This is a genomic window from Variovorax sp. RCC_210 (assembly GCF_041355175.1).
Taxonomy (GTDB): Bacteria; Pseudomonadota; Gammaproteobacteria; order Burkholderiales; family Burkholderiaceae_C; genus Variovorax.
In genome coordinates this window covers 136,717-148,660 of record NZ_JBFUPJ010000016.1, presented here as the reverse complement: position 1 = coordinate 148,660, position 11,944 = coordinate 136,717, and the positions used below count along the sequence as shown (strand labels likewise).

Annotated in this window: 12 protein-coding genes and 1 riboswitch; of the genes, 7 read left to right on the top strand and 5 right to left on the bottom strand. The window is 69.4% G+C overall.

Features of this window, described 5'->3' with window-relative positions; translation table 11 throughout:
• The first annotated feature begins 70 nt into the window (after positions 1 to 70).
• Genes AB6807_RS32595 through AB6807_RS32585 form a run of 3 tightly spaced genes read left to right on the top strand, consistent with a single transcriptional unit; the run spans position 71 to position 2,710 of the window.
• Positions 71 to 1,066, top strand: coding sequence for an ATP-binding cassette domain-containing protein (locus AB6807_RS32595; RefSeq protein WP_371087814.1), 996 nt, complete (start codon positions 71 to 73; stop codon positions 1,064 to 1,066).
• 56 nt (positions 1,067 to 1,122) lie between these two features.
• Positions 1,123 to 1,905, top strand: coding sequence for an ABC transporter permease (locus tag AB6807_RS32590; RefSeq protein WP_371087867.1), 783 nt, complete (start codon positions 1,123 to 1,125; stop codon positions 1,903 to 1,905).
• A gap of 1 nt (position 1,906) precedes the next feature.
• Positions 1,907 to 2,710: an ABC transporter permease gene (locus AB6807_RS32585; protein WP_371087813.1), complete on the top strand. Its 804-nt coding sequence runs from the start codon at positions 1,907 to 1,909 to the stop codon at positions 2,708 to 2,710.
• A 16-nt stretch (positions 2,711 to 2,726) separates the two neighbouring features.
• Here AB6807_RS32585 and AB6807_RS32580 read toward each other — a convergent pair whose 3' ends face one another.
• From AB6807_RS32580 to AB6807_RS32565, 4 genes are all read right to left on the bottom strand, one after another.
• Entirely contained in the window at positions 2,727 to 4,355 is a 1,629-nt protein-coding gene (locus tag AB6807_RS32580; protein ID WP_371087812.1) for a peptide chain release factor 3, read from the bottom strand.
• A 136-nt stretch (positions 4,356 to 4,491) separates the two neighbouring features.
• A complete protein-coding gene (locus AB6807_RS32575) occupies positions 4,492 to 5,412 on the bottom strand; it encodes an alpha/beta fold hydrolase (RefSeq protein WP_116909542.1) in 921 nt (306 codons plus the stop codon).
• Positions 5,413 to 5,444: 32 nt separating this feature from the next.
• Entirely contained in the window at positions 5,445 to 5,942 is a 498-nt protein-coding gene (gene phaP, locus AB6807_RS32570) for a TIGR01841 family phasin (RefSeq protein WP_116909541.1), read from the bottom strand.
• 240 nt (positions 5,943 to 6,182) lie between these two features.
• Positions 6,183 to 6,824, bottom strand: a complete 642-nt coding sequence (locus tag AB6807_RS32565; protein ID WP_116909540.1) for a hypothetical protein — start codon at positions 6,822 to 6,824, stop codon at positions 6,183 to 6,185.
• A gap of 156 nt (positions 6,825 to 6,980) precedes the next feature.
• Positions 6,981 to 7,049: riboswitch (S-adenosyl-L-homocysteine riboswitch) on the top strand.
• Between the two features lie 74 nt (positions 7,050 to 7,123).
• On the opposite strand from AB6807_RS32565, the gene ahcY reads away from it, so the two are divergent.
• The 4 genes from ahcY (at position 7,124) to AB6807_RS32545 (ending at position 10,973) form a co-directional block, all read left to right on the top strand.
• Positions 7,124 to 8,563: an adenosylhomocysteinase gene (gene ahcY, locus AB6807_RS32560; protein ID WP_116909539.1), complete on the top strand. Its 1,440-nt coding sequence runs from the start codon at positions 7,124 to 7,126 to the stop codon at positions 8,561 to 8,563.
• A 7-nt stretch (positions 8,564 to 8,570) separates the two neighbouring features.
• The gene (locus tag AB6807_RS32555; protein ID WP_371087811.1) at positions 8,571 to 9,437 is read left to right on the top strand and encodes a TlyA family RNA methyltransferase; all 867 of its coding nucleotides are present in this window, start codon (positions 8,571 to 8,573) and stop codon (positions 9,435 to 9,437) included.
• A gap of 10 nt (positions 9,438 to 9,447) precedes the next feature.
• The gene (gene metF / locus AB6807_RS32550) at positions 9,448 to 10,272 is read left to right on the top strand and encodes a methylenetetrahydrofolate reductase [NAD(P)H] (protein ID WP_116909537.1); all 825 of its coding nucleotides are present in this window, start codon (positions 9,448 to 9,450) and stop codon (positions 10,270 to 10,272) included.
• An 89-nt stretch (positions 10,273 to 10,361) separates the two neighbouring features.
• Positions 10,362 to 10,973, top strand: coding sequence for a septal ring lytic transglycosylase RlpA family protein (locus AB6807_RS32545; RefSeq protein ID WP_371087810.1), 612 nt, complete (start codon positions 10,362 to 10,364; stop codon positions 10,971 to 10,973).
• A 16-nt stretch (positions 10,974 to 10,989) separates the two neighbouring features.
• On the opposite strand, the gene AB6807_RS32540 is transcribed toward AB6807_RS32545, so the two are convergent.
• Positions 10,990 to 11,943, bottom strand: coding sequence for a 23S rRNA (adenine(2030)-N(6))-methyltransferase RlmJ (locus tag AB6807_RS32540; protein WP_116909535.1), 954 nt, complete (start codon positions 11,941 to 11,943; stop codon positions 10,990 to 10,992).
• Between the last annotated feature and the right edge of the window lies 1 nt (position 11,944).

Below are 11,944 nucleotides of genomic sequence, written 5' to 3'. Positions count from 1 at the left end.
TCGTGTAGCATCCCGCCCCCCGTCACCCACCCCGCGCCACAGGGGGCCGGTGCGGCGCCTGACTGATTCCATGCCACACATCCTCGTCGACCAACTCCTCAAGACCTACCGCATCTCCGAGCGCGACCCCGGCGTGATGGGCGCGCTGCGCGGGCTCGTGCAGCGCCGCCATCGCACGGTGGAGGCGCTGTCGGGCGTGTCGTTTTCGCTGGAGCGCGGCGAGCTGCTGGGCTTCATCGGGCCGAACGGCGCGGGCAAGTCGACCACCATCAAGATCCTCGCGGGCATCCTGCGGCCCGACGGCGGGCGCGTGGAAGTCGACGGGCGCGACCCCTTCGCCGACCGCGAGCGCCACGTGGCGCGCATCGGCGTGGTCTTCGGCCAGCGCACGCAGCTGTGGTGGGACCTGCCGGTGGGCGACGGCTTCGACCTGCTGCGCGACATCTACCGGGTGGACCCGGTGCGCTACGGCCGCACGCGCGACGAGCTGGTCGCGCTGCTGCACCTGGAGCGCGTGCTCGACCAGCCGGTGCGCCAGCTGTCGCTGGGCCAGCGCATGCGCGCGGAGATCGCGGCGGCGCTGCTGCACGAGCCCGACATCGTGTTCCTCGACGAGCCGACCATCGGCCTGGATGCGCCCTCGAAACTGGCCGTGCGCGACTTCGTGCGCCGCGCCAACCGCGAGCGCGGCACCACCGTGCTGCTGACCACGCACGACATGCACGACATCGAGGCGCTGGCGCGGCGCGTGATCATCATCGGCCACGGCCGCGTGCTGGCCGACAGCCCGGTCGAGGCGCTGCGCGCGCAGGTGATGGCCGAGCGCAGGCTGGTGGTCGACTTTGCACCGCACGCGCAACTGCCCCTGCAGGTGGACGGCGCCCGCGTGCACTCGCGCGACGGCCAGACGCTGGTGCTCGACTTCGACCCGGCCGTGACCGCCGCGCCCGCGCTCATCGCGCGCATCGCGGGCGCGCACGCGGTGGAAGACATCCGCCTGGAAGGCCTGGCGATCGAGGCCGTCATCGCGCGCTTCTATGCCATGCACGGAGCCGGCGAAGCGTGACGCCGCACGACCTCGCCCGCCCTTACGTCGCGGCCTTCGCGTCGCGCTTCCTGCAGATGCTGCAGTACCGCACCGCCGCGCTCGCGGGCTTTGCCACGCAGTGCTGGTGGGGCGGCATCAAGGTGATGGTGTTCGCGGCCTTCTACGGCGGCACGGCCATCGCGGGCGCGAGCGCGTCGATGTCGCTCCCGCAGGCCATCACCTACACCTGGCTCGCCCAGGGGCTGCTCGTGCTGTTGCCCTGGCTGGGCGACCCGGAAGTGGCGCAGGCCGTGCGCACCGGCTCCGTGGCGTACGACCGGCTGCGCCCGGTGGACGCCTACGCGCTGTGGTTCGCACGCAGCGCCGGCTGGATCGCCGCGCGCGTGCTGCCCCGCGTGGCGCTGATGGCGGCTTTCGCCGCGGTCGCGTTGCCGCTGGCGGGCTTGAACGAATGGGCGTGGCAGCTCCCGGCGAATGCCGCCGCGGGGCTCGCCTTCGTGCTGTCGACGCTGCTCGCGCTGCTGTTGTCGGCCTCGATGGTGATGCTGCTCAATGTGGCGGCCACGGCGGCGCTGAACGAGCGCGGCATCAGCGCGGTGGCGACGCCGGTGGTCATCGTGTTCTCGGGCAACCTGCTGCCGCTCGCCCTGCTGCCGGACGGCTGGCAGACCGCGTTGCTGCTGCAGCCGCTGGCCGGGCTGATGGACATTCCGGCGCGGCTGTATTTCGGCCAGCTGAGCGGCTGGCACGCGGTGGGCGGGCTGGGCCTGCAGTGCTTCTGGACCGTGGTGCTGGTCGCGGCGGGGCGTTTCGCGATGGGTCGCACGATGCGCAGTCTTCAGATCCAGGGGGGCTGACATGGGCACCCTCCCTCTCTTCTTCCGGCTGGTCAGGGCCTCCCTTGGCGCCCAGGCCCGCTACCCCGCTTCGGCGCTGATGCTGACGGTCGGCCAGTTCCTGGGCACCGGCATCGAGGTGGTCGCCGTGTGGGCGCTGTTCCATCGCTTCGGCGAGGTGCAGGGCTGGCGCATCGGCGAGGTCGCGCTGTTCTATGGCCTGGTGAACTGCATGTTCGCGCTGGCCGACGCCATGGGCCGCGGCTTCGACGTGCTGGGCACCGAGTTTTTGCGCACCGGCGCCTTCGACCGCCTGCTGCTGCGCCCGCGCCCGCTCGCGCTGCAGTTGATGGGCAACGACTTCCGCATCAGCCGCGCGGGACGGCTGCTGCAGGGCGTGGCGGTGATGGCGTTCGGCACGGTGCAGGCGGGCGTGGCGTGGACGCCGGGCGCCGTGACCGTCGCGCTGTTCGCGCTGGCGGGCGGCGTAGCGCTGTTCCTGGGCATTCTGGTGCTGCAGGGCACGCTGTCGTTCTGGACCGTCGAAAGCCTGGAGGTCGCGAACGTGCTGACCTACGGCGGCGTGCAGGCGGCGCAGTACCCGCTGGCGCTCTATGCGCGGTGGTTTCGCCGCGTGCTGACCTTCGTGGTGCCGCTGGCCTGCGTGGCCTATTACCCGGTGCTGGCGATCCTGGAAAAGGCCGACCCGCTGGGGGCGCCCGCATGGGTGGGCTGGGTGTCGCCGCTCGCGGGCTTCGTGTTTCTCGCGGCGGCGTTCGGGGCGTGGCGCTTCGGGCTGCGCCACTACGCATCGACGGGGAGCTGAGCCCCGCCGGCCTGCGTCAGCCTGCGTTCTGCAGCGCCAGCCCCGCGTGCTCGCGCAGCGGGTGGAAGTGGATCTTCGGGAACCGCTCCTGCGCCAGCCGCACGTCGTACGGCGAGGTGCACAGGAAGGCCAGCGTGTCGGCCGCGTCCTTGGCCATGCGCACCGGGTAGGCGTTGACGAACTCGCGCAGCTCGGCCGGGGTGTCGGCCGTGATCCAGCGCGCGCCGGTGTACTGGCAGCCTTCGAGCCGCACGTCGGCGTCGTACTCGGCCTTCAGGCGGTGCTGCACCACTTCGAACTGCAGCTGGCCGACCGCGCCCAGCAGCATCGGCCCGCCGACCTCGGGGCGGAACACCTGGATGGCACCTTCCTCGCCCAGCTGGGCCAGGCCCTGCTGCAGCTGCTTGGTGCGCAGCGGGTTCTTCAGGATCACCGTCATGAACAGCTCCGGCGCGAAGAAGGGCAGGCCGGTGAACTGCAGGCTCGCGCCGTCGGTGATGGTGTCGCCGAGCTGCACGCCACCGTGCGTGGTGAAGCCCACGATGTCGCCCGCGTAGGCCTCTTCCACCGCCTCGCGGCGCTGGCTCATGAAGGTCACCACGCTGGTGGGGTGCAGCTCCTTCGAGGTGCGCTGCACCTTCAGCTTCATGCCCGGCGTGTACTTGCCCGAGGCCATGCGCACGAAGGCGATGCGGTCGCGGTGGTTGGCGTCCATGTTGGCCTGCACCTTGAAGACCACGCCCGCGAAGTCCTTGTCCTCGGGCTGGATCTCCTTCACCACCGGCTGGCGGTTGACCACCGTGGTGCTGGTGCGCGACTGCGGCGAGGGCGCCAGGTCGACCAGCGCGTCGAGCACTTCCATCACGCCGAAGTTGTTCACGCCCGAGCCGAAGAACACCGGCGTCTGCTTGCCCGCCAGGAAGGCCTCGCGGTCCCAGGTGGGCGAGGCGCCGGTGGCCAGTTCCATGCTGTCCATGGCGCTGTCGAAGTCGGCGCCGAAGCGCTTGGTGAGCGTTTCGCGCTCGCTCAGCGGAATGGTCTCGAAGTCGTGCGGCAGCCGCTCGCTGCCCGACTCGAACACCGTCATGGCCTGCGTGCGCAGGTTCATGATCCCGCGGAAGCTCTTGCCCTGGCCCACGGGCCAGGTCATGGGCACGCAGGGCATGCCGAGCTCGCGCTCCACTTCGTCCAGGATGTCCAGCGGCTCGCGCACTTCGCGGTCCATCTTGTTCACGAAGGTGATGATGGGCGTGTCGCGCTGGCGGCAGACCTCGATGAGCCGGCGCGTCTGCGCTTCCACGCCGTTGGCCGCGTCGATCACCATCAGGGCCGAGTCGACGGCGGTGAGCACGCGGTAGGTGTCCTCGGAGAAGTCCTTGTGGCCGGGCGTGTCGAGCAGGTTGATGACGTGGTCGCGGTACAGCATCTGCATGACCGACGAGGCCACCGAGATGCCGCGCTGCTTTTCGATTTCCATCCAGTCGGAGGTGGCGTGACGCGAGGCCTTGCGCGCCTTCACCGAGCCGGCGATCTGGATCGCGCCGGAGAAAAGCAGCAGCTTCTCGGTCAGCGTGGTCTTGCCGGCGTCAGGGTGGGAAATGATCGCGAAGGTGCGACGGCGGCGGGTTTCGGCGAGAAAAGACAAGGTGGGCAATCTGCGGGGGGAATGCCGCGATTTTAGGAGGGCGCGAATTTCCGCCTGCCGCGGCGAGGCAAAGCGGCCTGTTCATGTCGACGTCATGTCCGCCGTGGCCTCAGGCGGTTCCTGCGGTTCCGGCGGGTCAGCTGTCCAGGTGAGGCGCGGTGTGCGCCGCGATGGCATCGACGATCTGCGGCCACATGGCCACCGGCAGCGCATGCCCCATGCGCGGAATGCGCAGCAGCTTCGCCCCCGCGATCGCGTCGGCCACGTCCACCCCGCAGGCCACCGGCACCAGCGGGTCGGCCTCGCCGTGGATCACCAGCGTGGGCACCTGCACGCCGCGCAGCGCGGGTTTGCGGTTGCCCGAGGCCAGGATGGCCGCGAGCTGGCGCGCCACGCCGGGCGGGTTGAGCCCGCGCAGGAACACGAGCTGCGCGCGCTCGGTGTCGCGCGCCTCGTCCAGCGGAAAGGCCGAAGGCCCGCGCAGCACGCGCCACACCTTGGCGTAGTGCGGCAGGTACGCCTCGAAGGTGGTCGGGGAGGGCGAGAACAGCACCGCCATCGCCTCGGGCGTGGGCGGCGGCAGGGTCGGGTCGCCGGTGGTCGACATGATGCTGGTGAACGACAGCATCCGGTGCGCATGGTGAATGCACATCTCCTGCCCGATGGCGCCCCCCATCGACGCGCCCACGATGTGCGCGCGCGCGATGCCCAGCGCGTCGAGCAGGCCGACGCAGTCGCCGGCCATGTCGCGCAGCGTGTAGGGCGCGTGCAGCATGCGCCCCGCCATGGCCTGCTGCATCAGCAGCTGGATGTCGGGCACGCCGAGCTCGGTCAGGTAGCTCGAGTGGCCGATGTCGCGGTTGTCGAAGCGGATCACGCGGTGGCCGCCGGCTTCGGCGAGCAGGGCGCAGAAGTCGTCGTCCCACGCGACCATCTGCGCGCCCAGGCCCATCACCAGCAGCAGCGGCGACGCATCGGGGTCGCCGAAGCTGTCCCAGGCAAGCTCGATGCCGTGCACGCGCGTGCGCTGCTCGACGCGGGGCGGGGCTGCGGCCATGGCGTGTCCTCGGTGGGTGTCTGCGGTGCGCCTTACTTGCGCTGCAGCAGCTTGGTCACTTCGTCCACGTTCGACTGGATGCGCTGGCGCACCACGTCGAAGGCGTCGGCCTGCGACTTGGCCGCGAGGTTGGCCAGCTCCTTGATGTCGTCGATGGCGCGCTGGAACGACTGGCGGCCGAGCTCGTCGAGCTTGGCGAGGTTTTCCTTCGGGTCCTTGCCGGGCATGCCCTTGGCGGCGCTCTGCCATTCGGTGATGGCGTGCTTGATCATCTCGGTCTGCCGCTGCACCACGGTCTGCAGGCCCTGGTAGGACTTTTCGTTGGCTTCCATCAGCGCCTGCAGGTCCTTGCGGCCGCTGTCCAGCAGCTTGCCGGCACCGCCCGTCAGGTTGAGGTTCTGCAGCCGGTCGGCCATGCCCTTCAGCGGATTGAGCATGTCCGCGGCGTTCGGCATCGCCTGCTTTGCACCGGCGGTGCTGTCGCTGCTGGAGGTGGTCTTCTTGGCGGCGGCTTTCTTGGCAGTGGCCATGGTGCGAAATCTCCTGTTTGGACGGATGAACGGACTGGACGGATAGGACGGATAAAACGGATGGATGGCGCGGGCCCGGCCCGCAGGCCGAAGTCCCTCGCCACAAGTCCCTCGCCACGATACGCCGCGCAGGCACGCCGCACGTTGCCGCCGCGGCAAAAATGCGTGCGGGATTTCCCTTGGGTGTCCGGGTCCTCGAGGCGTTGGTCGGCGGGCCCTGCTTGCGGCCCGCCCGCCCGCTCACATCGGCGGTGCGAAGCCGTTGCGACCGGCCGTGACGCGCAGCGCCGTGGGCGTGCCGTTCTTTTCCTGCGCGTTGACCATGACCTTGGCGCCGGGCACCAGCAGGGCCTCGGTGCCGGGGCGGAAGGTGACCACCGGCGCGTCGGGCGGCACGATGACGGTCTTTTCGCCGCCCTTGTACGTCAGGCGCAGCTGCTGGCCGCCATGCACGGACTTGGGGGCGGCCGCCAGGTCGGCGACGGTGGCGTTGGTCATGGTGCTGTCGGGCAGCAGGTCCCAGGGGCGGTGGCCTTCGCCGGTGCCGCGCGCGGCCTCGGGGAACACCACCACCTCGATGGCCTTCTGCGTGCCGTCGGCCTGCGGCATGGCGGCGGTGCCGATGAAGCTGCCGCGCTTGATGTCGGACAGCTTGATGCGATAGACCTCCGACACCGGCATGTCGGCCGGCCGCGCGAGGCTGACCACCTCGCCGCCGCGGTCCTGCACCACGAGCGTCTTGGCATCGACGCGCACGATGGTGCCGCGGATGCGGACCTGCTCGGCGTTCTGGGCCGAGGCGAGAACCGGCGCGCCGAGAGCGGCGACGAGCGCGGCGGAGGCCAGCAGGGCCGAGGGGAGTCTGGAGAGCGTGAGCGACATGGGGCGGGGCTTTCTTGGGGTGGGTGCGAGGGGCGGGGAAGGTGGGGGTGAGAGGGCGGGGTGCGGGCCAATGTACGCCTGTGCGCGAGAACGCGCTTTCCGTGATGTGGGATACCCGAGCGATTGGCGCGCCCCGGCGCCGCGTCTACAATCCGCCGTTCCGAGGAGCGTTGCAGCGCCATCAGGCGTGAGGCTCGGACCACATCGCAACCACGCTCACCCGCTGTTCTCGCGGTGAGTCAATTTTCCGTAAGACCCCCGTACGCAGTGGCATCTTTCAAACCAGTTTTGGAGTTCTCATGAGCGCTGTTCTCAAGCCCCACCCCGTTTCGACCGCCGACCAGGCGATTGCCGACCTGTCCCTCGCTGCCTGGGGCCGCAAGGAAATCCGCATCGCGGAAACCGAAATGCCCGGCCTGATGGCCATCCGTGAAGAGTTCTCGAAGGGCCAGGCGCTCAAGGGCGCGCGCATCACGGGCTCGCTGCACATGACGATCCAGACGGCCGTGCTGATCGAGACGCTGCAAGCCCTGGGCGCCGAAGTGCGCTGGGCCTCCTGCAACATCTTCTCCACGCAGGACCACGCCGCCGCCGCCATCGCCGAAAAGGGCACGCCGGTGTTCGCCATCAAGGGCGAGTCGCTGAAGGACTACTGGGACTACACCCACGCCATCTTCGACTTCGGCCCCAAGGGTTCGAAGGGCGAAGGCCCGAACATGATCCTGGACGACGGCGGCGACGCCACGCTGCTGATGCACCTGGGCCAGCGCGCCGAGAAGGACCTGGGCGTGCTCGCCAACCCGACGAGCGAAGAAGAACGCATCCTGTACGCCGCCATCAAGGCCAAGCTGGCCGTGGACAGCACCTGGTACACCCGCAAGTCGGCGGAGATCATCGGCGTGACCGAGGAAACGACCACCGGCGTGCACCGCCTGAACGAAATGTCGGCCAAGGGCACGCTGCTGTTCCGCGCCATCAACGTGAACGACTCGGTCACCAAGAGCAAGTTCGACAACCTGTACGGCTGCCGCGAGTCGCTGGTGGACGGCATCAAGCGCGCGACCGACGTGATGATCGCCGGCAAGGTGGCCTGCGTGGCCGGCTACGGCGACGTGGGCAAGGGCTCGGCCCAGGCCCTGCGCGCGCTGTCGGCGCAGGTGTGGGTCACTGAAATCGACCCCATCAACGCCCTGCAGGCCGCCATGGAAGGCTACAAGGTCGTGACCATGGAGTACGCCGCCGACAAGGCCGACATCTTCGTGACCACCACCGGCAACAAGGACGTCATCACGCACGACACCATGGCCAAGATGAAGGACCAGGCCATCGTCTGCAACATCGGCCACTTCGACAACGAGATCGACGTCGCGTCGATCGAGAAGTACGAGTGGGAAGAAATCAAGCCGCAGGTCGACCACATCACCTTCCCGGACGGCAAGAAGATCATCCTGCTGGCCAAGGGCCGCCTGGTGAACCTGGGCTGCGGCACGGGCCACCCGAGCTTCGTGATGTCGTCGTCGTTCGCCAACCAGACCATCGCCCAGATCGAGCTGTTCACCAAGCCCGACGCCTACCAGGCCGGCAAGGTCTACGTGCTGCCCAAGCACCTGGACGAGAAGGTCGCGCGCCTGCACCTGAAGAAGGTCGGCGCCATGCTCACCGAGCTGACCGACACGCAGGCCGCCTACATCGGCGTGGACAAGAACGGCCCTTACAAGCCCGACTCGTACCGCTACTGATCAGCGCATGCGCGCCGATCAACTGTTGGTGGAGCGCGGCATGGCCGCCTCCCGTTCGCAAGCCGTGCGGCTCATTGCCGGCGGCTTGCGCTGGCGCGACGCGGGCACGAGCGACGCGTGGCGCTCGGTCGTGAAGAACAAGGACGACGTGCCCGAGTCGGCCGAGCTCGAGCTGGCAGACGCGGCCGAGGCCCGGTACGTGTCGCGCGGCGGGCTCAAGCTCGAGGGCGCGCTGGGCGTCACCGGGCTCGATGTCGCGGGCAAGCTGTGCCTCGACGTGGGCCAGTCCACCGGCGGCTTCACCGACTGCCTGCTGCAGCGCGGTGCCGCGAAGGTGGTGGGCGTCGATGTCGGCCACGGGCAGCTGCATGCGCGACTGCGCGAGGACGAGCGCGTGGTGGCCATTGAGGGGGTCAATGCGCGCGCGCTGTCGGCTGACGATCTGCGGGAAGACGCAGCCGAGGACGCCGAGCAGGAGGGCGAGGCGCCCGAAACAGCTGAAGCAGGCGAAGCAGCTGAAGCAGCTGAAGATGGGGAACCTTCGGCCCCGCGCTTCGACCTCATCGTGGGCGACCTGTCGTTCATCTCGCTCACGCTGGTGCTGCCGGCGGTGGTCCAGTTCCTGGCCGACGACGGCCAGCTGCTGATGCTGGTCAAGCCGCAGTTCGAGCTGCAGCCCGGCCAGGTCGGCAAGGGCGGCATCGTGCGCGACGAGTCGATGTACGCCGTGGTCGAGAAGCGGCTGCACGACGCCTGCGCGGCGCTCGAGCTGCGCGTGCTGCGCTGGTTCGACAGCCCGATCGCCGGGGGCGACGGCAACCGCGAGTTTTTCATTCACGCCGTCCGTGTTGCCAAGGCGAGCGACGGTTCCTAAGGAGACGCAGGTGCGCCTTCCGCTGAGTTTCGAATTCTTCCCGACCAAGACGCCCGAAGGCGCGGTCAAGCTGCGCGCCGCGCGCCAGCAGCTGTATGTGCGCAAGCCGCAGTTCTGCTCGGTCACCTACGGCGCGGGCGGCTCCACGCACCAGGGCACCTTCGGTGCGGTGCAGGAGATATTGGCCGAGGGTGTCGATGCGGCAAGCCATTTTTCGTGCATTGGCGCCACCCGCGCCACGGTGCGCGAGCAGCTCGCCGAGCTCAAGGGCATGGGCGTGAAGCGCCTGGTGGCCCTGCGCGGCGACCTGCCGAGCGGCTACGGCATTGGCGGGGAGTTCCAGTACGCGAGCGATCTCGTGGCCTTCATCCGTGAGGAGACCGGCCGCGACTTCCACATCGAGGTGGCCTGCTACCCCGAGATCCATCCGCAGGCGCGTTCGCCCGAAGCCGACCTGCAGGCCTTTGCCGCCAAGGTGAAGGCCGGCGCCGATTCGGCGATCACGCAGTACTTCTTCACGCCCGAGGCCTACTTTCGCTTTGTCGACGAGGCGCGCAAGCTGGGCATAGACACCCCGATCGTGCCAGGCATCATGCCGATCACGAGTTCGACGCAGCTCATGCGCTTCTCCGACGCCTGCGGCGCCGAGATTCCGCGCTGGGTGCGCCTGCGGCTGCAGGCCTTCGGCGACGACATCGCGTCGATCAAGGCCTTCGGCCTGGACGTGGTGACCGAGCTGTGCGCGCGGCTGCGCGACGGCGGTGCCCCGGCGCTGCACTTCTACACGATGAACCAGTCGGCGGCCACGCTGGCTGTGCTGGAGCGCCTGGATTGAGAGGGCGCGCGGCAGGCGCGACATGGTCGCTGCGCGGGGCGCTGCATTTTGTCGCCGTCGCGGCGAGTTGCGCCCTGGTCGGCTGCGCCATGCCGCCGGCCACGGACGCCGAGGGCGGCAGCCTGCGGCCGCTGCCGCGGGCCATCGCGGTGCCGCCGGGTGCCGCGCCGCGCTCCAGCGTGCCGTCGGTGCGCTATGACCTCGCGGTGTCGGGTGCCGCCGAACTGACGCCGGACGACGGCGTGCCCGGCGACGACGGGCCGCGCGACATCTTCGAGCGCGGCGGGGCGTCGTGGTACGGCATCCAGTTTCACCAGCGCAAGACCGCCAGCGGCGAGCGCTTCGACATGACCGCCATGACGGCGGCCCACAAGACCCTGCCCTTCAACACGCGCGTGTGCGTGCGCAGCCTGGTCAACGGCAGCGAGGTGCTGGTGCGCATCAACGACCGCGGTCCCTACGCGCTGGGCCGCGTGATCGACCTGAGCCGCGCGGCGGCCGATCGCATCGGGCTGACCGGCCTGGGCATCAAGCAGGTGGCGCTGACCGTGGTGGACCACGACGGCATGCGCTGCGGCGGCTTGCCGGTGGAGGCGGGTGACGCCCAGGCGCCGGTGGCGGCGGCCGAGCCACAGCAGCGCGCGCGGGTGCAGGTTCCGGCGCGGCGCAAGGTGATCGTGCCGCCGCGCCGTCGCAAGTAAGGGAAAAACTGCCGGCTCAGCCGCCCGATTCGAGCGAGAAGGCGGCGTTGCGGTCCTGCCCCAGGCGTTCCACCAGCTGCGGTAGTGCTTCGGCGAGCAGCGGCTTCAGCGTGTAGGGCGGGTTGATCAGGAACATGCCGCTGGCCGGCAGGCCCGGGCGCTGCGTTTCGCCCGAGGCGGCGTCCTTCGTGATCTTGCTCGACTTGACCGTGAGCGTGGCGTGCAGCCACGACTTGCCGGCCTTGGTCGCCATCGTCTTCAGGCGGCGCGGCAGGTCGTGCGCCTCGGGGCGCGGAATGATCGGATACCAGACGGCGTAGGTGCCCGTGGCGAAGCGCTTGAGCGCCTCGGCCGCGAAGTCGAGCACGCGGCCGTAGTCGGTCTTCATCTCGTAGCTCGGGTCCATCAGCACCAGCGCGCGGCGCGAGGGCGGCGGCAGGAACTTGGTGGCGCTGCCGAACCCGTCTTCGTTGAGCACGGCGATCTGCCGGCCCGCCTCGAGCTGGGCGATGTTGGCGCCGAGCGTGCGCGAATCGGTCGGGTGCAGCTCGAACAGCTTGAGCTTGTCGTGGTCGCGCAGCAGGTGCTGCACGATGAAGGGCGAGCCGGGGTAGACGCGGGCGCCGCCGTTGGGGTTGAAGTCCTTGATCACGCCCAGGTAGCGGGCGATGGCTTCGGCGACGGGTGCTTCTTCGGTGGGCGCTACCTTCTTGGCCGCGGACTTCGCGGCCGGGGCTGGCGTTGCGGGCTCTTTCTTGTTCGAAAGAAGGCGCAGGATGCCTTCGGCAGCCTCGCCGCTGGTGCCTGCGTAGTCGCCGTCCAGGCGGTACAGGCCGGCGCCGGCGTGGGTGTCGACGACCGTCAGGGCTGCCTCTTTTTCAAGCAGGTGATCGAGCGTGGCAATCAGCACCGTGTGCTTGAGCACGTCGGCGTGGTTGCCGGCATGGAAGGCGTGGCGGTAACTGAACATG